Raw genomic sequence first — 20,314 nt, forward strand, 5'->3', positions numbered from 1 at the left:
AGGCGGTGTGGAGGGCAGGGAGGGCGCCCCGACCGCCCGGCGGGCGCCACGCATCTAGGTCGAAGAGCGAGAGGTGATTCTACGTTAGCCGTTAACAGTACGGATAAACCGAACAGCACGTTCGAATCGGACAGGTTGCGCCATGCGTGTCGACTAGGTTACCCGCCGAGCTTGTGCTGGAACGCGAAGAAGACGCGGCGGCCGGTGTCGGTGAGCCGGACCGTGTCCGAGCGCCCGACGTCCTCCAGCTCGACGTAGCCGCGGTCGCGCAGCGGCGCGAGCACGTGCGTCTCCAGCGCGCGGTACTTCGCGGTCCGGCTCTCGCCGGCCTCGCGGAGGAACGACAGGCCGCGCTCGCGGGCCCACTCGATCAGGTTCCACTTGTCCGTCGTCAGGTGGTCGTCGTCGCGCTCGTGGAGCCACCCGAGGATCGCGACCTGATCGGTCGTCGGGGCGTCCATGGGGTAGAGCGGGAGGTCGACCGTCGCCGCGACGCCCGCCGTGAGCGGCTCCTCGCGCACGTCGTGACGGTGGGTTTCGGGCTCGACGCTGTAGGGGCGCGCGCCGACGATCATACAGGCGATGGCGACGCCGACCGCAGCGACCCGCGGCCCGGTCGAGACGTTGGCGAACAGCCGGTCGCCGTCGGGCTCGCCGGCCCCGTGCCTCGCGGCGATCGTGGTCGTGACGCCGAGCACGTCGTACACGTCCGCGAGCGCGACCGGAACCGCTCGCACCGAGGCGAACTCGGCGGCCTCCGCCCACGCGTCCCGCTGGTAGTCGGTGAGCCCGTCGACGTCGACCCGGCCGCCGTCCGGGCCCGCGGCCGCCGCCTCGAAGTCGACGGTACCGCGGGCGGCGTCGCGGTCGGGCGCGTCGGCCAGCAGGTAGACGACGTCGGCGCCGTGGTCGCGGAGGGGCTCGACGATGCGGTCGCGCTCGTGGCCGAGCGGCGCGACGTGAACGCGGCGTTCGGAGACGCGGGGGACCGTCGTGTCCATATCACCGTTGTCCGCGGCGGTCGATTAAAACGTGCGCCGCTCGGGAGCGCTCCCGGGCGGTCGGTACCGATCGCGTGACGTGGGGACTCACGGCACGAAAACCGTTAAGCCCGGCTGTCGCCTACGAGGACGCATGAGCGCTGACCGGTCCGCCCTCCGGCGGGCCATCGAGCGCGGCGAGCGCGACGGGGGCGCGATCGAGTTCAAGGAGCGACTGACACGCGAGGTCCACCTGGCGGAGGGGCGGATGGAGTCGCTCGTGGCGCAGCTCCGGCACCGCGTGCTCTCCGGCGACGGCGAGGCGACGTACGTCCTCGGCGTCACCGACGACGGCGGTCTGGCCGGGATCGCCCCCGACGCCTTCTCCGAGACGATGGACGTCCTCTCGCTGCTGGCCGACGAGGCCGACGCTCACATCGCCGACGTGGAGACCTGGAGCGCCGGCGTCGGCGACGACGCGACCGACGCCGGGCTCGTCGGGCTCGCCACCCTGCGCGACGGCGGGATGTTCGAGACGGACGACGACCACCTCGTGGTCGGGACGGCGGGCCACGTCGACCACGGGAAGTCGACGCTCGTCGGCACGCTCGTCACCGGCCGGGCCGACGACGGGCAGGGCGGCACCCGGGGCTTCCTCGACGTCCAGCCCCACGAGGTCGAGCGGGGGCTCTCCGCCGACCTCTCGTACGCCGTCTACGGCTTCGAGGAGGGAGGCGACGAGCCGGTCCGGATGGACAACCCGCACCGCAAGTCCGACCGCGCGCGGATCGTCGAGGAGGCCGACCGGCTGGTCTCGTTCGTCGACACGGTCGGCCACGAGCCCTGGCTCCGGACGACGATCCGGGGGCTCGTCGGCCAGAAGCTCGACTACGGGCTCCTCGTCGTCGCCGCCGACGACGGGCCGACGAAGACGACGCGCGAGCACCTCGGCATCCTGCTGGCGACCGAGCTGCCAACGGTCGTCGCGATCACGAAGGCGGACGCCGTGAGCGACGAGCGGCTGGCCGCGGTCGAGCGGGAGACCGAGTCGATGCTGCGCGACGCCGGGCAGACCCCGCTGCTCGTCGACCGCCATGGGATCGACGCGGCGGTCGCGGAGGTCGGCGACGGCGTCGTCCCGCTCCTCCGGACCAGCGCGGTGACGAAGGAGGGGCTCGGGACGCTCGACCGGCTGTTCGAGACGCTCCCCAAGCGCGCGACCCCGGAGCGCGAGGAGTTCCGGCTGTACGTCGACCGGAGCTACAAGGTGACCGGCGTCGGCGCGGTCGCGTCCGGCACGGTCAACTCCGGCACCGTGGAGGCCGGCGACGAGCTCCTGCTCGGCCCGATGGCCGACGACTCCTTCCGCGAGGTGGAGGCCCGGTCGATCGAGATGCACTACCACCGGGTCGACAAGGCGACCGCCGGCCGGATCGTCGGGATCGCGCTGAAGGGCGTCGACGAGGAGGAGATCGAGCGCGGGATGGCCCTCGTGCCCCGCGAGAGCGACCCGGAACCGGTCCGCGAGTTCGAGGCCGAGGTGATGGTGCTGAACCACCCGACCAGGATCCAGGAGGGGTACGAGCCGGTCGTCCACGTGGAGACCGTCTCCGAGGCGGCCGTCTTCGCGCCCGAGGGCGGGCGGCTCCTCCCCGGCGACACCGGACGGACGCGGATCCGGTTCAAGTTCCGGCCGTACCTGATCGAGGAGGGCCAGCGGTTCGTCTTCCGCGAGGGGTCGAGCAAGGGCGTCGGGACGATCCGGGACGTCGACCCGGCGGAGTGAGTCGGTCGGCGAGGAGCGGGTGACGACCGGGCGGTTCAGTCGTCGGCCACGGAGACGACCTCCATCAGCGGGTAGCCGTCGCGCATCGCCATCCGGGTGCGGACGGCGACGCCCTCGCGTTCGATCCGCATCTCGACGTCCATCAGCGAGCCGGTGAGCTCGGTGTAGCCGTTCTCGTGGTCGATCGCGTCGGCGACGCGGTCGTCGCGGATCTCGACGGTCACCGACTCGCAGAACGGCTGGTTCTCGATCGACTCGGCCATCGCGGCCTCCAGGCTCCGCGCGCTCGACGGGCTGACGGGCGTCCCGGCGAACTGGTGATACAGGGAGCCGAACTTGATCCCGGCCTCGAAACACGCCTCCTGGGCGTCGGTTGCCATGCGCGCACTCGGGCGGGAGCGACCTAAGGGGCTTCGGAGGGGGCCGACGCTACCGGCGGCGCGAGGGGAGGACCGAGCTACTCGGCGGCGCGGGGAGATCCCCCGAGGAGCGCCTCGGCGGGGAGCGGCTCGATCCCCGTCTCGTCGAGGTACCGCTCCAGCCGCGGGACCCGGTCGGCGAAGTCCTCGGGGTCGTGCGAGTCGGTGCCGACGACGAACCGGACGCCGCGGTCGCGGAAGGCGTCGACGAGCGGGTCGGTCGGGTGGAACAGGTCGAACTCGCCGCGGTCGCCGGCGCGGCCGGCGTTGACCTCCGGGACGGTTCGGGAATCCGCGCAGGCGGCCGCGACCCGCTCCCGGTGGGCGGCGGTCGTGAGCCCGCGGAGCGCCGGGTGGTTCTCGACGAGGTCGGCGTGCGCGAGCACGTCGAACAGCTCCGACTCGACGAGCGAGACGACCGCGTCGTAGTAGTCGTCGACGAACGCCCGGCGCTCGGCGTCGCTCGCGTCGTCGAACGACTCGAACGGGAACACCTGCCTGCCGGCGACGTAGTGGACGCTGCCGACCGCGTAGTCGAAGTCGGCGTCGGCGAGGAACGCCGCGATCGCCGGCTCCAGCTCCGGCTCGTAGTCCATCTCCACCGCGTCGTAGAGGGTCAGGTCGGTGCGGTCGGCGGCGATCGCGAGCGCCTCGCGGCGGCGCTCGTACGTGCGGTCGAAGTTGCGGTTCCACAGCAGGCGCTCGTCGCGCCACGCCTCGCTCAGGCTGCAGTGGTCGGCGAACCCGACCGCGTCGAGCCCCGCCGCCTCGGCCGCGTCGACCATGAGCGGGATCCCCGACCCGTCGGAGTAGGACGTGTGCGCGTGGACGTCGACGGTCACTCGTGAACGGAGGGGCCGGAGCGGCCTAAGCCCGTCGCGAGGGGCGGCGGAGGGCCGGGGAGCCGGAACCGAAGCCGTTTGGTTCGGGGGGCGGAATCCCTCCGTATGAACGCGCTACGCGTCGCCGGGGGGCGCGTCCTCCGCCCGGACGGCTCCGTGACCGACGCCGACGTGACGATCGACCGCGACGCGGGGCGGATCCTCGCGGTAGGGGAGGCGACCGCCGACGGCGAAGCGGGGGGACGCGTCGAGGACGTCCCCGACGCCGACGAGACGCTCGACGCCGCGGGGTCGCTCGTGATCCCCGGCCTCGTCAACGCGCACACCCACGTCGCCATGACGCTGCTCCGCGGGTACGCCGACGACAAGCCGCTGGACGCGTGGCTGCGAGAGGACATCTGGCCGGCCGAGGCCGAACTGACGCCCGACGACGTCGAGGCCGGCGCCGCGCTCGGCGCGCTGGAGATGGTCCGATCCGGGACGACCGCGTTCGCGGACATGTACTTCGCGATGGACCGGGTCGCCGACGTCGTCGACCGCGCCGGCCTGCGCGTGCGGCTCGGCCACGGCGTCGTGACGGTCGGGAAAGGGGAGGCCGACGCCCGCGCCGACGTCGAGGAGAGCCTCGCGGTCGCCCGCGAGCTCGACGGCGCCGCCGACGGCCGGATCCGGACCGCCTTCATGCCGCACTCGCTGACGACCGTCGGCGAGGAGCTCCTGCGCGAGGGGGTCGCCGCGGCCCGCGAGGCGGGCGTGCCGGTGCACCTCCACGCGAACGAGACGGTCGACGAGGTCGAGCCGATCGTCGACGAGCGCGGCGAGCGACCGATCGCGTACGCCGCCGACCTCGACGCGCTCGGCCCGGACGACTTCTTCGCGCACGGCGTCCACGTCGACGGCTCCGAGATTGAGCGCCTCGCGGCCGCCGGGACCGCGGTCGTCCACTGCCCGGCCTCGAACATGAAGCTCGCCAGCGGGATGGCGCCGGTCCAGCGCCTCCGCGAGGCGGGGGTCACGGTCGCGCTCGGCACCGACGGGGCGGCCTCGAATAACGACCTGGACGTCTTCGACGAGATGCGTGACGCCGCGATGATCGGGAAGCTCGCCGCGGACGACGCCGCGGCGGTCCCGGCCGAGGCGGTCGTCGAGATGGCGACCGCGGCGGGCGCGGACGCCCTCGGCCTCCCCGGCGGCCGGATCGAGCCGGGCGCGGCCGCGGACCTGGCCGTCGTCGACCTCGACGCCCCGCACCTCACGCCGGTCCACGACCCAGTCTCCCACCTCGCGTACGCGGCGCGCGGGAGCGACGTGCGGCACACGGTCTGTGACGGAGAGGTACTCATGCACGACCGCGAGGTGCTGACGCTCGACGCCGAGCGGGTGCGGGAGCGCGCCGCGAGCGCCGCGAGCGACCTCGTCGAGCGCGTCGACGGCTGAGCGCGAGGCCCCGTGGCGGCGGAATCTCGCCGAGACGAACCGGAGAGTCGAGGCGGACGGACAGAGTTAATCGGTCGCCGACCGACGGGTCGGTCGTGATCGACCTGCCCGTCGTGGTCGCGTTCGTTCCGGCGGTGATGGCGGTCGTCGTCTCGCCGGGCCCGGACTCGATATACACGGTCACGCGGAGCCTCAGCGAGGGGCGCGCGGCCGGCGTCGCCGCGGCGGTCGGGACCGCCACCGGCGTGCTGGTGCACGCGGGCGCCGCGGTCCTCGGGCTGTCCGCGCTGCTCCGGACGACCGCGGAGGCGTACGTCCTCATGAAGTACGTCGGCGCCGCCTACCTAGTTTATCTCGGCGTGCGGCTGCTCGGGGACGACGAGACGTTCGAGATCGACGAGCCGGTGGAGTCCGGGGACGGCTCGCTCGTCGACTCGTACCGGAAGGCGCTCACGATCAACGTCACCAACCCGCAGGTGGCCGTCTTCGTCCTCGCCTTCTTCCCGCAGTTCGTCCCGGCGACCGCGGACGCCGCCCTCCAGCTGTCCGTCCTCGGACTGGTGTACGCGGGGCTCAGCCTCGCGTACCTCGCCGCGGTGGCGCTGTTCGCCGACCGGGTCCGGCACCTGCTGCTGGAGTCGGCGACGGGGCGGCGGGCCGTCCGCTACGCGAGCGGGAGCGTCCTGATCGGGTTCGGGCTGAAGCTCGCTCTCGAGGAGGGTCGGATCTAGCGAGCGGCGAGGGTCGGACTCCGCGGGAGGTGGGACGGTGGGAATCCCGCAGGATGTGAGACGGACGCGAACCCCGCGGGATGTGAGACGGAGGTGACGGCCGTCGCGCGCGAGCCGCGCCCGAGCGCCGATCCGGACCGGACCGCCGCTCGATTCGGGGCGGGATCGGGGGTTCGACCCGCGAAACACCAAATGCGCCGCACAGGCCCGTTAACCCGGATAAAATCCGGATTAAACCGAGTTAAGCGAACTCCCGTTTTATCCGGTAACGGCGGTACGACCCGAGTGGACAATGAGAGGACGCACGACAGCACTCCTACTGGTCGCGGTCGTCGCGCTCGGCGCGATGACCGGCGTCGCCGCCGCCGACGGTCACCTCGAAGTGGCCGTCGACGACGCCGACGGGGAACCGACGGTCACGGTGACCGAGAACGACACCGCGGTCGAGAACGCCACCGTGGTCGTGAGCGCGGTCGACGCGGAGAACGAGTCGTACGCGGGGACGGGCGAGTACGAGACGGACGCGAACGGCACCGTCGAGCTCCCCGCTCCCGAGGAAGACGTGACCGTCGAGGTCACGGCCGCCGCCGACGGTGAGACCGCGTCGACGACGGTCGACCTCGAAGCGCCGGACGGCCTCGAACTCGACGTCGAGGACACCGAGGGCGAGCCGGTCGTCACGGTCACCGAGAACGACACCGCGGTCGAGAACGCCTCGGTGAACGTCACGACCGCCGACGGCCAGGACGTCACCTACGTCGGCGAGGGCGACTACGAGACCGACGAGAACGGCACCGTCGAACTCCCCGCCGCCGAGGAGGACGTGACGGTGAACGTCACGGCGACGGTCGGGAACGACTCCGTCTCGACCGCCGTCGACGTCGAGGCCCCCGAGGGGCTCGAACTCGACGTCGAGGACACCGACGGCGAGCCGGTCGTCACGGTCACCGACGACGACGAGCCCGCGGAGAACGCCTCGGTGAACGTCACGACCGCCGACGGACAGAACGTCACCTACGTCGGCGAGGGCGACTACGAGACCGACGCGGACGGCACCGTCGAGCTCCCCGCCGCCGAGGAGGACGTCACCGTCGACGTGACCGCGGAGTACGAGAACGACTCCGCCTCGACCACGGTCGACCTGACGACCGGCGAGGACGCCGAGGTGCGCAGGCCGTTCGGCCTGCAGGTCCGAGAGTTCATCGCGAACCTGGACGACCGCGAGGGCGGCATCGGCGCCGCGGTCTCGGACTTCGTGACGGAGAACAACCCGGGGAACGCGCCGGACCAGGCGGGCGGCCCGGGCGAGGCGGACGACGAGGACGCGGGCGATGATGATGGAGACGCGGACGACGAGAACGAGAGCGACGCTCCCGGGAACGGGAACGCGCCCGACCACGCCGGCGGCGACGGCGAGCGCGGACCGCCGGACCACGCCGGTGACGACGACGCGGACGACGACGAAGTCGAAGAGGATGAGACCGAGGAAGACGACGTTGACGATGACGATGCGGACGAAGACGAGGCCGAGGAGGACGACGCGGAAGAGAACGAGGCCGATGAAGACGACGCTGACGACGATGAGGCCGAAGACGACGACGCGGACGACGATGACGACGAAGACGACGCGGACGACGCGGACGACGGCGAGCGCGGACCGCCGGACCACGCTGGCGGTCCGGGCGGGAACTGACTGCGCGACCCGACGGCCCGGGGGATCCGGGCGGTGACCGACGGCTGGAACGGCTTTTTTCCCGGATCGAGTCCGGTGTCGGCAGGGTTTAGTGCGCCGTGAGCGAACCGGTGGGTATGAGCGAAGCCGCGTATCCGCCGGTGTCACAGCACCTCTCGGACGTCGAATCGGCCCGAGAGGAGGGGCGCCGGAAGATGGACTGGGCGCTCCAGCACATGCCGATCCTGAACGCCCTCCGCGAGGAGTTCGCCGACGAGCGGCCGCTCGCCGGCGAGACGGTCGCGATGGCGATGCACGTCGAGGCGAAGACGGCGAACCTCGTCGAGCTGCTCGCCGACGGCGGCGCCGAGGTCGCGATCACCGGCTGTAACCCGCTGTCGACCCACGACGACGTGTCTGCCGCGCTCGACGCCCACGAGTCGATCACCTCCTACGCGGTCCGCGGCGTCGACGACGACGCCTACTACGACGCGATGCACGCCTGCGTCGCCCACGAGCCCACCATCACCGTCGACGACGGGATGGACATGGTGAAGCTCGTCCACGAGGAGTACCCCGGCCTGATCGACTCCATCGTCGGCGGCGCCGAGGAGACGACCACCGGCGTCGACCGCCTGCGCGCGATGGACGCCGACGGCGAGCTTCACTACCCCGTCTTCGCCGTGAACGACACGCCGATGAAGCAGCTGTTCGACAACGTCCACGGCACGGGCGAGTCGTCGCTCGCGACCATCGCGATGACGACGAACCTCTCGTGGGCCGGGAAGGACGTCGTCGTCGGCGGCTACGGGCAGTGCGGGAAGGGCGTCGCGAAGAAGGCCTCGGGCCAGAACGCGAACGTCGTCGTCTGCGAGGTCGACCCCCGGAAGGCGCTGGAGGCGCACATGGAGGGGTACGAGGTGCTCCCGATGAAGGAGGCCGCGAAGAAGGGCGACGTGTTCGTCACGACGACCGGCAACCGCGACGTGATCACCCGCGAGCACTTCGAGGAGATGAGCGACGGCGTCCTCCTCGCGAACGCCGGCCACTTCGACGTGGAGGTGAACCTCGACGACCTCGACGACCTCGCGGTCGACCGCTACGAGGTCCGCGACGGCGTCGAGGGGTTCGAGATGGCGGACGGCCGCGTCCTGAACGTCATCGCGGAGGGGCGGCTCGTCAACCTCGCCGCGCCGATCGCCCTCGGCCACCCGGTCGAGGTGATGGACCAGAGCTTCGGCGTCCAGGCGGTCGTCGTCCGCGAGCTCGCCGAGAGCGGCGACGCGTACGACGCCGGCGTCCACGACGTGCCCGACGAGCTCGACCGCGAGGTCGCGGACATCAAGCTCGCGGCCGAGGGCGTCGAGTACGACGAGCTCAGCGACGAGCAGCGCGAGTACATGGACAGCTGGGAGCACGGGACCTAATCGGCGAGTCGTGGCGGGCCGGTCTGACTCGGCGGAACCGATTCCCCGACCGCACCGGTCCGACCCGCTTTTGTGCCGCGCGACCGTACCGACTCCATGAACCTGACCGCGGTGTTACACGCCGGATTCGGCGTCTCGGTGTTGGCCGGAATCATCGTCTCCGACACGACGCTTCGGATCGCCGCCTTCGCGCTCGGGGTCGTCCTCTTCGTCGCCGGTATCGTCGTGTCGCGGCGGGGCGACTGAGGGGGAAAGGCCGCGCGCCCTTTTTGAGTCGCGACCGCCTACGGGGGTTAGTGACAGTCACGAGCGTCCACGACCCGAGCCACCGCGAGGCGCTCTGGGAGCTGGAAGACGCCTTCGAGCGCGGCGACCTCGTCAGCCTGTTCGGGCGCTGCACCGTCGCCTACGAGGGCCGCGCCGCCTCCGACCTCGGCCCCGGCGACCGGCTGCTCGTGTTGAAGCCCGACGGCGCCGCCCTCGTCCACACCGACGAGGGGCGCCAGCCGGTCAACTGGCAGCCGCCGGGGTCGGAGCACCGCGCCGCGGTCCGCGAGGGGCGACTCCGGGTCGTGTCGACGCGGACGAACCCCGCGGAGACGCTGACGGTCCGCTTCTCCGACGTCCACCAGCTCTCCGGAATGGCCGTGACGGGCGGCCGCGACCTCGCGCTCCACGGCAGCGAGGAGGACCTCCGGACTCGAATCCTGGAGCGCCCCGAGCTCGTCGAGCCGGGGTTCGAGCCGAAGGCGACCGAGCGCCCCTCCGGCGCCGGCCCGATGGACGTGTTCGGCGTCGACGCCGACGGCACCCCGGTCGTCGTCGAGCTGAAACGGCGGCGCGTCGGGCCCGACGCCGTCGGCCAGCTCGCCCGGTACGTGCGGGCGCTCCGCGAGGAGTTGGGGGCGACGGAATCGGCGGGGGACGACGGCGACGGCGTCGGCGGCGGCGACGGCGAGACCGAGCCCGCCGTCCGCGGGGTGCTCGTCGCGCCCTCGGTCACGGACCGGGCCGCCGAGCGGCTCGCGGACCGCGGGTTCGACCACGTCGCGCTCGAACCGACGCCCGAGGAGTGAGGCGGGAGCGCGGGAGGGAGCGGCCGAGAGCCGACCCGCCGGCGCCCGAATCGCGGGCGGGCGGCGTCGCGGTATCGAAGGGTTTATCGCCGCAGCACGGGCTACATCGGACAAGTAGCCATGTCTGACAAACCCGCCTCCATGTATCGGACGATCGACAAGCCGTCGTACACCCGCCGCGAGTACATCACGGGCATCCCGGGCTCGAAGATCGCCCAGCACAACATGGGCGACCTCTCCGCGGAGCCGGACGACTACCCCGTCCAGATCAGCCTCCGCGTCGAGGAGGAGCTGCAGGTCCGACACGGCTCGCTGGAGAGCGCGCGCCTCTCGGCGAACCGCCACCTGATCAAGGAGCTCGGCGAGGGCAACTACAAGATGACCCTCCGCAAGTTCCCCCACCAGGTCATCCGGGAGAACAAGCAGGCGACCGGCGCCGGCGCGGACCGCGTCTCCGACGGGATGCGCCAGGCGTTCGGCAAGCCGGTCGGGACGGCCGCCCGCCTGAACGCGGACGACATCGTCTTCACCGCCTACTGCGACGTCGAGCAGGCGCCCGCGGTGAAGGAGGCGTTCCGCCGCGCGTACAACAAGCTCTCGCCGCCGTGCCGGATCACGGTCGACCGCGGCGAGAAGCTCCTCGTCTCGTAGTCGGGCCGCCCCTTTTCGAGGCGTGGTTCTCGCAGCCGTGAGCCGCGCGGCCGCGAGACCGTCGCGCGGCGAGCCGAACTCCTGAAATACCTTCCTCCCGTACCGAACGACAGTGTCACAGCAGTTGGCCGAGGTCGAGACGCTGTTCCTCCACGAGGCGCGGAGCGACTACACCGTGGTCGCGAACCGAGACGGGAAGCGGGTGCTCCGCGGGCGGCTCGAACTCAAGGAGACCTCCGCGGGCCCGCGCCCGGGGAAGTTCCGGGTGATCCGCGACGGCGAGGACCACCCCCGCCAGCCGGACGAGTTCGTCGACCTCGCCCGCGCGGCCGAGCGGATCCGCATCTCGGAGCAGACCTCGCCGGAGAACCGGACGCGGCTGCAGGCGATGCTCGACGGCTACCAGCTGGAGGCGACGGCGGTCCGGACCTGCCGGCGCTGCGCGAACGACGGGCGGTACGGCCCGATCACGAGCGAGAGCGCGGTCGAGCACAACGACGAGCTGATCTGCCGCGACTGCGCCCGCAGGGAGCTGGAGCGGGAGCTCTCGTACAAGGGGGAGTTCACGGGCGCCGCCGAGGAGCGCCTCGAAGAGCTGCTGTACGAGTCCGGCGACCTCGACCGGATCGTCAACCTCCTGCAGGGCGGGCTCGACCCCGACCTCACCAAGTACGACGAGGTCTCCGCCAACGTCGACGACGTGAGCCCCGTCCGGACCGAGGACCTCGACCTGCATCCGGACCTCTCCGCCCACCTCCAGGGGCGCTTCGAGGAGCTACTTCCGGTCCAGAGCCTCTCCGTGCGGAACGGCCTCCTGGAGGGCGACGACCAGCTCGTCGTGAGCGCGACGGCGACGGGGAAGACGCTCGTCGGCGAGCTGACCGGGATCGACCGGGCGCTGAAGGGGGAGGGGAAGCTCCTCTTCCTCGTGCCCCTGGTCGCGCTCGCCAACCAGAAGCACGAGGACTTCGAGGACCGCTACGGCGACCTCCTGAACGTCTCGATCCGGGTCGGCTCCTCGCGGGTGAACGACGACGGCAACCGTTTCGACCCGAACGCCGACGTGATCGTCGGGACCTACGAGGGGATCGACCACGCGCTCCGGACCGGGAAGGACCTCGGCGACGTCGGCACCGTCGTCATCGACGAGGTCCACACCCTGAAGGAGGGCGAGCGGGGCCACCGGCTCGACGGGCTCATCTCGCGGCTGAAGTACTACAGCGAGGATCGGATGGAGACGCACGAGGGGTACGGCGGCACGCAGTTCGTCTACCTCTCCGCGACCGTCGGAAACCCGGAGTGGCTCGCCAAGAAGCTCCGGGCGACCCTCATCGAGTACGAGGAGCGGCCCGTCCCCATCGAGCGCCACGTCACCTTCGCAGACAGTCGGGAAAAGGCCGACATCGCCGACAAGCTCGTGAAGCGGGAGTTCGACACGAAGTCGTCGAAGGGGTACCGCGGCCAGACGATCGTCTTCACGAACTCCCGGCGGCGCTGCCACGAGATCAGCCGAAAACTGAGATACGACTCCGCGCCGTACCACGCCGGCCTCGACTACAAGCGCCGGAAGAAAGTCGAGCGCCAGTTCGGGAACCAGGACCTCTCCGCGGTCGTCACCACCGCGGCGCTCGCGGCCGGCGTCGACTTCCCCGCCTCGCAGGTGATCTTCGACTCGCTGGCGATGGGGATCGAGTGGCTCTCGGTCCAGGAGTTCTCGCAGATGCTCGGCCGCGCCGGGCGGCCCGACTACCACGACCGCGGGCGCGTCTACCTCCTCGTCGAGCCCGACGGCGTCTACCACAACTCCATGGACCGCACCGAGGACGAGGTCGCGTTCACCCTGCTCAAGGGGGAGATGGAGGACGTCGCGACCCACTACGACGAGGCGGCCGCCGTCGAGGAGACGCTGGCGAACGTCGTCGTCGCCGGCAAGAAGGCCAAGCGGCTCAACGACCGGATGATCGGCGAGGTGCCGACGAAGCACGCGGTCGGGAAGCTGCTGGAGTGGGAGTTCATCGACGGCTTCGAGCCGACGCCGCTGGGCCGCGGGGTCACGCGGCACTTCCTCGCGCCCGACGAGGCGTTCTTCGTCCTCGACGCGGTCCGGAAGGGGACGGACCCGTACCAGATCGTCGCCGACCTCGAACTGCGCGACGACGAGGAGTGAGGGGAGGCCGTCGCGGGGGCGGCCGAGTTGGGTTCGGAGCGCCGCCGCAACGAAACGCTTTACCGGCCGATACGGGTACGTATGGACGCGGGACCGTGGGTTAGTGGTATACTCCGGGCCTTGGGTGCCCGTGACCCCGGTTCGAATCCGGGCGGTCCCACTTTCGCGGCGCGAGCAGCAGGTGCCCCGGGTGGCGTTCGAAACGAGGCGGCGAGAGCGGGATCGCTCTCGATCCGCCTGCCGCCTTTCGAAATCCTTTTGTCTCGATTCGGCGTTGGTTCGAGTGCGAGCCGCCTTAGCTCAGACTGGGAGAGCACTCGACTGAAGATCGAGCTGTCCCCCGTTCAAATCGGGGAGGCGGCATATTCTGAATCCGCGAGCGACAGCGAGCGGATGAAGAAACGACACCGAGCCGATTTGAGCACGGAAGTCGCAGCGCGCGAACGGAGAGAGTGCGACCGTCTTCCGGAGTTCAAATCGGGGAGGCGGCATTTTCCTGCGACCAACGGGAGCAGTGAAAATGCTCCTGACCCGATTTGTGCAGACGAGTCGCGAGCCCGAGCGGGGCGAGGGCGAGCGTCTCGGCGAGTTCAAATCGGGGAGGCGGCATATTCCGAATCCGCGAGCGTAGCGAGCGGCGAGAGCTTCGAAGCCGGGCGAATACTCATTAGCCGCCCGTCGTTACCTACGCGAATGAGCGACGAGACGGAGTCCGACGCCGACTCGGCCGGCCCGCTCGCGCGGCGAAAGCGCTCGCTCCGCCGCGTGATGGGCGCGGTCTACGTGGTCGCGGGCGTGAGCCACTTCCTCGCGCCGGAGTCGTTCGCGCGGGCGGTTCCGCCCGAGTTCCCGCGGCCGCGGGCGCTCGTCTACCTCTCGGGGGTCGCCGAGGTGCTCCTCGGACTCGGGATGCAGTTCGACCGCACGCGACGCGCGTCGGCGTGGGGGATCGTGGCGCTGCTGGTCGCCGTCTTTCCGGCGAACGTCTACATGGCGACCGACGACGTCGCGGCCGAGTTCGTTCCCAGCCGATTCGCGGAGGTCGCCCGCGCGGCGGCGTGGGCGCGGCTTCCGCTTCAGGCCATGCTAGTGCTGTGGGCGTGGTGGCATTCGCTTCCGGATCCGGGAGCCGGAGACGGTGTCGACGGCGACGTAGGACCCGGAGCGGAAACGGGGACCAAGACGGCGGCGAGGACCGGGACGGAGACGAGGACGGCGGGCTAGGTGGCGGGACCGAGCGGCGCCGCACAGCGGCGGCAGTAGTCGAAGCCGGACTCGTTGTCCGCCCCGCACTGCGGGCACGTCGCGGTGGGGGCGTCCGGGTCGCCCGAGTCGCTCGGATCGGTCGTCCTCCCGTACTCGTCTTCGGGGCCGGCCGGGGGTCCCGGGTCGTACTCCTCGTCTTCCGGGTACGTCTCCGCCTCCCCGGCGCGGCGGCGCCGGCGGAGGTCGCGTCCCTCGCGGACGATGCCGCGCAGCACGTGGAGTCCGGCCCCCAGCGCGACGAACAGCAGTACCCCCGTGACGGCGAGGTAGATCGAACTGGCGTCGACCATGCGAACCCTACGGACCGGAGGCTTAGGTATTGTGGGGTGATCGCACGGGACGCGGTCGGGGCGCCCGCGGGACCCGCGCGGAGCGACGCTTATGTTCGTCCGCTGCGATCGGCCCGTCGTGTTCAGGTCCCTTCGCGAGAACGGCCCGGCGCTGCTCGTCCCGGCCGCCTGGATCGTCGCCGCCGCGACGGTCCTCGGCGTCGTCTCGACGCGCGCCCTGCTCGTCGCGCACGTCGTCATGAGCGCCCTGCTCGTCGCGTTCGTCGCCGCCTCGTGGCGCGACATGGCGACCGGCGTGCTCCGCGCGTGGAAGGTCGTCATCGTGGCGGGGACGCCCGTGACGCTCGCGGGCGTCGGGGGGTTCCTCGCGCTCGGCGCCCCCGCGATCCCGCCGGATGCCCTGCTCGCGGCCTCGCTGTACGGCTGGGCGCTCCTCCCCGCGGCCGGCTTCGCGTACACCGGGCGGCGCGTCGAGGCGGGCGCACGGATCTACGACGTCGGCGTCGCCTGCTGCGTCGCCGGCGCGGTCGGCGTCGCGCTGGCGCCCTCGGCGACGTGGACCGCGGTCGCGCTCGCGGTCGTCGGCGTCGGCCAGACGGCCGGCATCCTGGACGCCGCGCTCCGGTACTGACGCGCGGGCCCGCGAGCGCGGAACCGACGGAACGGTCGGTGTGAGCCGCCGGGAGCGGGCGGACGGTCACCGATCGACCCGATAACCGCCCACAACGAGAACGATCGGTCGCCGTCCGCCGTGGTAACTGTACACTCGCAATCCTTATCCCCCGACGGGGCGTCCGTTGGGATGCAATGGCGACCGGAAAGGTTGATTTCTTCAACGACACTGGCGGCTACGGATTTATCGAGACTGACGACGCTGACGACGACGTGTTCTTCCACATGGAAGACGTCGAAGGGCCGGACCTCGAAGAGGGCCAGGAGCTCGAGTTCGACATCGAGTCCTCGCCCAAGGGGCCCCGCGCGTCCAACGTCGTTCGGCAGTAAGCCGATCCGATACGGTGGGTCGGTCCGGCTGACGCCGAACGCGACTCTGACACGCGACAACGAGACTTCTGCCCGCCCCCGGACTCACGTCCGACGCGGGTTCTTATCACGACACCGAGCGTCGCTGCCGCCGATCGGTCACGGTCCGCGACGGGCGGTCCGGTCCGTGACGGGCAGTCCGATCCGTGACGGCCGGGCGACGGCGCGACGACGACGACCGACGGGTCCGGACGCGCGTCGGTCGAGAAGAGAAGAGCGGCCGCGACGGCCGGCTCAGATGTGCTGCCCGAAGAGCCCGTCTCCCTTCGTCACCTCGACGTCGCCCTCGACCCTCGTCTGACAGGCGAGGCGGACGTCGTGGCTCGGGTGGTGCGGCGGGAACCAGAGGCGGAGCGTCTCCTTCTTGCTCGGCTCGCTCACCTCGCCGTCGACCTGGACCGCACAGGAGCCGCACGACCCCGCGCCCCGGCAGTTGAGCTGCTTCATCTTGCCGTTGTACACGGAGAGGCCGGCCTCCGCGAGGACGTCGCGTAACACGGCGCCCTCCTCGCACTCGATCTCCTCGCCCCGGTAGGATACGGTTGGCATGTCGGTGAGAGGTACAGGGCCGATCCACAAAGAGGCTGTGTCCGCGGCGCGGGCCGACCGGGGCCGAGCGTGTCGGGGGGAACCGGGAGCGTCGCCGTCGCTCGGCGCGTCGGCCGCGTCGTCCCCGAAACGGTCGTGTGCCAGGCGTCAGACGCCGGACGGGGCGTTTTTTACCTTCGGCACCGCAGACCTGACGTAATGGGACTCAGGTGTCTGCTCGGGCACGACTTCAGCGAGCCCGAACTACGGCGCGAGCGCGAGGAGGACGGGAACGAGGTCGTCACGACCGTCACCGAGGTGAAGACCTGCGCTCGCTGCGGTGAGACGCAGGTCGTGAGCGAGAACACTGAGGTCACGACGATGGCGCAGCTGGCCGACGAGGCCGCCGCGGGCGCCGAGGCGGCGGGGCCCGAGTCGCCGGGCGCGGGGCCGGACGGCGACGGCGACGACCGCACCGCGACCGACGACGTCGGACCCGACGCCCCGTCGACGGGCGCCGGAACGGCGGACGCCGGATCGACGGATACCGGATCGACGGACCCGGAGGCCGTCGCGGCGTCGGCGGACGCGGGCGCCGACGCGGACGCCGACGACGCCGTGATCATCGACGACGAGCCCGCGGCACCGGCCGGCGACGGGACCGGAGGCGAGGTCGCGAGCGGCGGGCCCGCGGGCGCGGCCGGCGGGGACGGCGCCGCGGCGGACGAGACGGGCGACGGGACCGCACCGGACGGGGACGAGGGCGCGGAGGTCCTCGAATCCGAGGCGGCGGAGGACGCGGGGTCGCTCGGGGGCGGCGAGGAGTACGCGGAGTACCCCGAGGTCGAGACCGCGGAGTCGCCGGCGACCGACGAGGGCGACGCGGCGGCGGACGACGGCGTGATCCTCGACGAGGAGGCCGAGGCGGCGACCGACCGCGAGCGCGGGGCGTGGCCCGAGGTCGACGAGGCGGACGGCTCGGAGGCGACGACCCCGTGGCCCGAGCAGCGCGGCGAGGACGAGGGGTTCAGCGCGGAGGTCGGCGAGGGCGGCGCCGGCGACGTCGAGTTCGGCGGCGGCCTCACTCCGGAGGCGGCCGAGCCGGCGGCGGACGACGGGGACGCGGAGTACGTCGAGGCGCCGGACCGGGACGCCGACGAGGTCGACGGGACCGTCGAATCGCGGGACGACACGGCGGAGTCGGCCGACGTGGGGACGGAGATCACCCGCGCCGAGAGCCCCGACCTCTCGACGTCGACCGCGGAGGCGACGACGGAGTACCACTGCCCCGAGTGCGGAATGAGCCGGGACGCCGACGGCAACTCCATGCGCGCGGGCGACATCTGTCCCGAGTGCAAGCGCGGGTACGTCACGGAACGCCCGGTCTGATCGGTCGAGGGGGTCGCTCAGCCGGCTGGAGACCCCGTGACGAAACTGGTTTACGCCCCCCTGTCGAACGGTCGCGGCATGAAGGAGTACAAGATGCGCCGCGGCGAGCATCTGGACGATCGCATGCCCGACCTGAAGGGCTCTATCGAGGAGTACTTCGGCGAGGTCTCCGGGACCGAGGAGTGGCAGGGCCACGAGCTGTACGTCGTCGAGGACCCCGACAACCCCGTCTTCGAGCGCATCGTGGCGGGCGCCGCGGAGTACGGCAGCAAGAAGGACAAGCTCGCGGTCCACTTCGAGGAGCGTCCCGCCGAGGACGTCATCGCCGAGGGGAACGCCGACGCCGCCGCCGACGCCGTCGACGCGAAGAACGAGTTCCTCCTGGAGGCGACCGGGCGCGACGCGAAGTCCCGTCGCGACTCACTGAAGCGCGAGGTCGAGGACGACGCGCCCGACTACTGAGCCGGACACCGGCCGTCGACCGCGACGCCGCCCGCCGAACCGCCGCCGCCCGCCGACGCTACTTGTACGACCGGTCGTTCGCGCGGACGACCGCGCCGCCCCCGTCGACCTCGGTCACCGAACAGTTGTCCGCCGAGAGCTCCGTGAGCGACCGGACGACCGGGAGGTCGCGGCGCTCGCCGACGACGAGCCGGATCGGGTTCACGTGCGTGACGGCGACGACGGTCCCCTCGCGGGCCCGGAGGTCGGCGGCCGCGTCGAGGACGCGGTCGCGGACGGCGAGCCAGCTCTCCCCGCTCTCGGGGGCGCGCTCGGCCGCCGCCCGCCCGCTCTCCAGCAGGTCGAAGTCGGGGAAGCGCTCGAAGAAGTCGCCCGACGGGAGCCCCTGAAAGACGCCGAAGTCGCGCTCGCGGAGCCGGGGATCAGTCTCGAGCTCGACCCCGGCCGCCGCGGCGATCGGCTCGGCGGTCTCGACGGTCCGCGCGAGGTCGGAGGCGACGACCGCGTCGATCGCGTGACGGCCCGCGAGGTCGTCGGCGACCGCTTCGGCCTCCTCCCGTCCACGGTCGGAGAGCCCGACCGGCGCCCACCCCTGGATCCGGGCCGCCTCGTTCCACTCGGTCGTCCCGTGTCTGACGAACAGCGTGCTCACGGTCGAGCCTCGGGAGCGGGCGGCAAGGAGGTTTCGCCGGGTCGGAGGCGACGGGAGGCGGAGACGGCTTCGGTCGACGACAGGCTATTGACGGCCGGCCCGGTAGGGGAACCGAATGCGACAGGACCCGATCCCGGCCGCGCTCGCCGACCGGCTGTCGGTCGCGGCCCGTCGCCTGCGGGCGGCCCGGCGGAGCGCGCTCGACCGCGTCGCCGTCGAGGAGACCGAGTGGGAGTACGCGGGCCGGACCTGGTCGTGGCCGGCGGGCGAGGCGCGGACCTACTTCCGCGAGCTCGCGCCGGGCGAACGCGAGGTCCTCGACGAGCTGACCGCGGCGCTCGGGGAGCGTCGCTCGTCGGACGGGCCCGGACCGGGAGCGGAATCGGGGGCCGAGGTCGTCGGAGTCGGCACGGGCAGGGTGGCCGTCGCGATTCCCGGGGCCGTCGGTGAGGGGCCGGGAGCGACCGACGGCGGGCGACCGGACGCGACCGGCGGCGACCCCCTCGTCGCGAAGCTGGCGCGGTACGGCCCCTCGGCGGAGATGGGCGACGGCCGCCCGCAGAACCGCCGGGAGCGCCGGATCTGGTCGGCGGTCGAGTCGCACCCGTTCCTCCCCGTCCTCGACGGCGACGCCGACGGCGACTGGATCGCCATGCCGCGCGCCGACGTTCCCCCGGACGAGGCGGTCCGAGAGGCCGCGCTCGACGGCGTACGGACGGCCCTGGCGCCACACCGCGACCGCTTCCACTTCGATGAGCTGAAGCCGGAGAACGTCGGCGCGTACCGCGACCGGTACTGGATCGTCGACTACGGGCGCCCGGTCGGCGAGCCGCTGTTCGCCGAGCCGCCGGACGCGTCCGCCGGGGATGCCGACGGGACCGCCGATATCGCCGATACTACCGACACCGCCGACACGCCGGGAGGAGGCGCCGGGAAGGACCGTCAGGATCGATCGAGTGAAAATTAATTCAGAATTGAGTTAAAACTTCGACAGAGTTAAGCGGACGGGCGGCGAAGGGGAAGTATGAGCATCGAAACAGTGCTACTGGCGGTCGGAACCGAAGACGAGAAGCGAACCGAGCAGATCGCGAGGGAGGCGATCGCGGTCGCCGAGCCCACGGGCGCGGAGGTCGTGTTGACCCACGTGTTCGACGACGATGAGTTCGACGGGGTCCGGACGAAGCTGGGCGTCGACCCGGCGAGCGAGGGGTCGACGCCGGACGCGGTCGCCGAGCGACACACGACGACGCGGGCGGTCGCGCGGGCGCTCGACGAGGCGGGCGTCGCGTACTCCGTCCGCGGCGCGGTCGGCGACCACGCCGACGAGGTCGTCGCGGCGGCCTCGGCCGTCGGGGCCGACCGCGTGGTCGTCGGGGGGCGGCGCCGGTCGCCGACCGGGAAGGCCGTCTTCGGCAGCGTCGCGCAGGAGGTCATCCTCTCGGCGCCGTGCCCGGTGACCTTCGTGCGGGAAGTCGCCGCCTGAGCGCGGGCGGGGTTC

General features: G+C 71.8%; 22 protein-coding genes and 2 tRNA genes. 18 read left to right on the forward strand and 6 right to left on the reverse strand.

Translation table 11 applies throughout. The annotated features are described in order from the left end of the window. Positions 1 to 158: 158 nt before the first annotated feature. A complete protein-coding gene (locus tag NO900_RS15690) occupies positions 159 to 1,001 on the reverse strand; it encodes an HFX_2341 family transcriptional regulator domain-containing protein (protein WP_256409967.1) in 843 nt (280 codons plus the stop codon). 133 nt (positions 1,002 to 1,134) lie between these two features. On the opposite strand from NO900_RS15690, the gene NO900_RS15695 reads away from it, so the two are divergent. After that, positions 1,135 to 2,766, forward strand: coding sequence for a GTPBP1 family GTP-binding protein (locus NO900_RS15695; RefSeq protein WP_256409968.1), 1,632 nt, complete (start codon positions 1,135 to 1,137; stop codon positions 2,764 to 2,766). 35 nt (positions 2,767 to 2,801) lie between these two features. Here NO900_RS15695 and NO900_RS15700 read toward each other — a convergent pair whose 3' ends face one another. Together NO900_RS15700 and NO900_RS15705 are read right to left on the reverse strand one after the other, a co-directional pair. Further along, positions 2,802 to 3,146, reverse strand: a complete 345-nt coding sequence (locus NO900_RS15700; protein ID WP_256409969.1) for a dihydroneopterin aldolase family protein — start codon at positions 3,144 to 3,146, stop codon at positions 2,802 to 2,804. Positions 3,147 to 3,223: 77 nt separating this feature from the next. Beyond that, entirely contained in the window at positions 3,224 to 4,027 is an 804-nt protein-coding gene (locus NO900_RS15705; protein ID WP_256409970.1) for a PHP domain-containing protein, read from the reverse strand. Positions 4,028 to 4,132: 105 nt separating this feature from the next. Between NO900_RS15705 and NO900_RS15710 the strand changes: the two genes are divergently transcribed. The 11 genes from NO900_RS15710 to NO900_RS15760 all read left to right on the forward strand — a co-directional run bounded on the left by NO900_RS15710 (position 4,133) and on the right by NO900_RS15760 (position 14,412). Continuing rightward, on the forward strand, positions 4,133 to 5,464 hold the full coding sequence (locus NO900_RS15710) for an amidohydrolase (protein ID WP_256409971.1): 1,332 nt from the start codon (positions 4,133 to 4,135) through the stop codon (positions 5,462 to 5,464). A 95-nt stretch (positions 5,465 to 5,559) separates the two neighbouring features. Then, a complete protein-coding gene (locus NO900_RS15715; RefSeq protein WP_256409972.1) occupies positions 5,560 to 6,195 on the forward strand; it encodes a LysE family translocator in 636 nt (211 codons plus the stop codon). Between the two features lie 292 nt (positions 6,196 to 6,487). Next, positions 6,488 to 7,888 (forward strand): DNA primase, encoded by a 1,401-nt coding sequence (locus NO900_RS15720; RefSeq protein ID WP_256409973.1) that lies wholly within the window; start codon positions 6,488 to 6,490, stop codon positions 7,886 to 7,888. Between the two features lie 116 nt (positions 7,889 to 8,004). Next, complete coding sequence (locus NO900_RS15725) at positions 8,005 to 9,294, forward strand: adenosylhomocysteinase (RefSeq protein WP_256409974.1); 1,290 nt, start codon at positions 8,005 to 8,007, stop codon at positions 9,292 to 9,294. A 96-nt stretch (positions 9,295 to 9,390) separates the two neighbouring features. Then, positions 9,391 to 9,540, forward strand: coding sequence for a hypothetical protein (locus tag NO900_RS15730; protein WP_256409975.1), 150 nt, complete (start codon positions 9,391 to 9,393; stop codon positions 9,538 to 9,540). Positions 9,541 to 9,590: 50 nt separating this feature from the next. Beyond that, positions 9,591 to 10,370: an endonuclease NucS gene (nucS, locus tag NO900_RS15735; RefSeq protein ID WP_256409976.1), complete on the forward strand. Its 780-nt coding sequence runs from the start codon at positions 9,591 to 9,593 to the stop codon at positions 10,368 to 10,370. 120 nt (positions 10,371 to 10,490) lie between these two features. Continuing rightward, positions 10,491 to 11,021, forward strand: coding sequence for a 50S ribosomal protein L16 (locus NO900_RS15740; RefSeq protein ID WP_256409977.1), 531 nt, complete (start codon positions 10,491 to 10,493; stop codon positions 11,019 to 11,021). Positions 11,022 to 11,133: 112 nt separating this feature from the next. Continuing rightward, positions 11,134 to 13,188 (forward strand): DEAD/DEAH box helicase, encoded by a 2,055-nt coding sequence (locus NO900_RS15745; RefSeq protein WP_256409979.1) that lies wholly within the window; start codon positions 11,134 to 11,136, stop codon positions 13,186 to 13,188. An 89-nt stretch (positions 13,189 to 13,277) separates the two neighbouring features. Next, positions 13,278 to 13,348, forward strand: a tRNA-Pro gene (locus tag NO900_RS15750). A 129-nt stretch (positions 13,349 to 13,477) separates the two neighbouring features. Next, positions 13,478 to 13,551: transfer RNA gene (locus NO900_RS15755), tRNA-Phe, on the forward strand. Between the two features lie 330 nt (positions 13,552 to 13,881). Then, positions 13,882 to 14,412: a DoxX family protein gene (locus NO900_RS15760; RefSeq protein WP_256409980.1), complete on the forward strand. Its 531-nt coding sequence runs from the start codon at positions 13,882 to 13,884 to the stop codon at positions 14,410 to 14,412. Here the strand turns inward: NO900_RS15760 and NO900_RS15765 are convergent. Then, a complete protein-coding gene (locus tag NO900_RS15765) occupies positions 14,409 to 14,744 on the reverse strand; it encodes a zinc ribbon domain-containing protein (RefSeq protein WP_256409981.1) in 336 nt (111 codons plus the stop codon). The two genes, NO900_RS15760 and NO900_RS15765, sit on opposite strands and share 4 nt — an antisense overlap. A gap of 91 nt (positions 14,745 to 14,835) precedes the next feature. Here NO900_RS15765 and NO900_RS15770 point away from each other — a divergent pair, with 91 nt between their 5' ends. Beyond that, positions 14,836 to 15,375 (forward strand): hypothetical protein, encoded by a 540-nt coding sequence (locus tag NO900_RS15770; RefSeq protein ID WP_256409982.1) that lies wholly within the window; start codon positions 14,836 to 14,838, stop codon positions 15,373 to 15,375. 176 nt (positions 15,376 to 15,551) lie between these two features. After that, on the forward strand, positions 15,552 to 15,746 hold the full coding sequence (locus NO900_RS15775) for a cold-shock protein (protein ID WP_004048101.1): 195 nt from the start codon (positions 15,552 to 15,554) through the stop codon (positions 15,744 to 15,746). A 273-nt stretch (positions 15,747 to 16,019) separates the two neighbouring features. On the opposite strand, the gene NO900_RS15780 is transcribed toward NO900_RS15775, so the two are convergent. Then, positions 16,020 to 16,334, reverse strand: a complete 315-nt coding sequence (locus NO900_RS15780; RefSeq protein WP_256409983.1) for a 2Fe-2S iron-sulfur cluster-binding protein — start codon at positions 16,332 to 16,334, stop codon at positions 16,020 to 16,022. A gap of 198 nt (positions 16,335 to 16,532) precedes the next feature. Here NO900_RS15780 and NO900_RS15785 point away from each other — a divergent pair, with 198 nt between their 5' ends. Further along, on the forward strand, positions 16,533 to 17,702 hold the full coding sequence (locus NO900_RS15785) for a DUF7093 family protein (protein WP_256409985.1): 1,170 nt from the start codon (positions 16,533 to 16,535) through the stop codon (positions 17,700 to 17,702). Positions 17,703 to 17,780: 78 nt separating this feature from the next. Further along, positions 17,781 to 18,164 carry a DUF5611 family protein gene (locus tag NO900_RS15790; RefSeq protein ID WP_256409986.1) on the forward strand — a complete coding sequence of 128 codons (384 nt, stop codon included), beginning with the start codon at positions 17,781 to 17,783 and terminating at the stop codon, positions 18,162 to 18,164. A gap of 58 nt (positions 18,165 to 18,222) precedes the next feature. Here NO900_RS15790 and NO900_RS15795 read toward each other — a convergent pair whose 3' ends face one another. Beyond that, complete coding sequence (locus tag NO900_RS15795) at positions 18,223 to 18,816, reverse strand: histidine phosphatase family protein (RefSeq protein ID WP_256409987.1); 594 nt, start codon at positions 18,814 to 18,816, stop codon at positions 18,223 to 18,225. Positions 18,817 to 18,931: 115 nt separating this feature from the next. Here NO900_RS15795 and NO900_RS15800 point away from each other — a divergent pair, with 115 nt between their 5' ends. Then, positions 18,932 to 19,783 (forward strand): hypothetical protein, encoded by an 852-nt coding sequence (locus NO900_RS15800; RefSeq protein WP_256409988.1) that lies wholly within the window; start codon positions 18,932 to 18,934, stop codon positions 19,781 to 19,783. 57 nt (positions 19,784 to 19,840) lie between these two features. Continuing rightward, the gene (locus NO900_RS15805; protein ID WP_256409989.1) at positions 19,841 to 20,299 is read left to right on the forward strand and encodes a universal stress protein; all 459 of its coding nucleotides are present in this window, start codon (positions 19,841 to 19,843) and stop codon (positions 20,297 to 20,299) included. Positions 20,300 to 20,314 lie beyond the last annotated feature (15 nt).

The sequence above is a fragment of the Halorubrum rutilum genome (assembly GCF_024494565.1).

What these genes read in the sequence shown, in the direction of transcription:
- NO900_RS15785 (WP_256409985.1), top strand. Translation starts at nt 16,533, where the DNA reads ATGGGACTCAGGTGTCTGCTCGGGCACGACTTCAGCGAGCCCGAACTA.
- NO900_RS15710 (WP_256409971.1), top strand. Translation starts at nt 4,133, where the DNA reads ATGAACGCGCTACGCGTCGCCGGGGGGCGCGTCCTCCGCCCGGACGGC.
- NO900_RS15770 (WP_256409982.1), top strand. Translation starts at nt 14,836, where the DNA reads ATGTTCGTCCGCTGCGATCGGCCCGTCGTGTTCAGGTCCCTTCGCGAG.
- NO900_RS15730 (WP_256409975.1), top strand. Translation starts at nt 9,391, where the DNA reads ATGAACCTGACCGCGGTGTTACACGCCGGATTCGGCGTCTCGGTGTTG.
- NO900_RS15775 (WP_004048101.1), top strand. Translation starts at nt 15,552, where the DNA reads ATGGCGACCGGAAAGGTTGATTTCTTCAACGACACTGGCGGCTACGGA.
- NO900_RS15695 (WP_256409968.1), top strand. Translation starts at nt 1,135, where the DNA reads ATGAGCGCTGACCGGTCCGCCCTCCGGCGGGCCATCGAGCGCGGCGAG.
- NO900_RS15790 (WP_256409986.1), top strand. Translation starts at nt 17,781, where the DNA reads ATGAAGGAGTACAAGATGCGCCGCGGCGAGCATCTGGACGATCGCATG.
- NO900_RS15700 (WP_256409969.1), bottom strand. Translation starts at nt 3,146, where the DNA reads ATGGCAACCGACGCCCAGGAGGCGTGTTTCGAGGCCGGGATCAAGTTC.
- NO900_RS15725 (WP_256409974.1), top strand. Translation starts at nt 8,005, where the DNA reads ATGAGCGAAGCCGCGTATCCGCCGGTGTCACAGCACCTCTCGGACGTC.
- NO900_RS15720 (WP_256409973.1), top strand. Translation starts at nt 6,488, where the DNA reads ATGAGAGGACGCACGACAGCACTCCTACTGGTCGCGGTCGTCGCGCTC.
- NO900_RS15765 (WP_256409981.1), bottom strand. Translation starts at nt 14,744, where the DNA reads ATGGTCGACGCCAGTTCGATCTACCTCGCCGTCACGGGGGTACTGCTG.
- NO900_RS15780 (WP_256409983.1), bottom strand. Translation starts at nt 16,334, where the DNA reads ATGCCAACCGTATCCTACCGGGGCGAGGAGATCGAGTGCGAGGAGGGC.
- NO900_RS15690 (WP_256409967.1), bottom strand. Translation starts at nt 1,001, where the DNA reads ATGGACACGACGGTCCCCCGCGTCTCCGAACGCCGCGTTCACGTCGCG.
- NO900_RS15760 (WP_256409980.1), top strand. Translation starts at nt 13,882, where the DNA reads ATGAGCGACGAGACGGAGTCCGACGCCGACTCGGCCGGCCCGCTCGCG.
- NO900_RS15740 (WP_256409977.1), top strand. Translation starts at nt 10,491, where the DNA reads ATGTCTGACAAACCCGCCTCCATGTATCGGACGATCGACAAGCCGTCG.
- NO900_RS15805 (WP_256409989.1), top strand. Translation starts at nt 19,841, where the DNA reads ATGAGCATCGAAACAGTGCTACTGGCGGTCGGAACCGAAGACGAGAAG.
- NO900_RS15800 (WP_256409988.1), top strand. Translation starts at nt 18,932, where the DNA reads ATGCGACAGGACCCGATCCCGGCCGCGCTCGCCGACCGGCTGTCGGTC.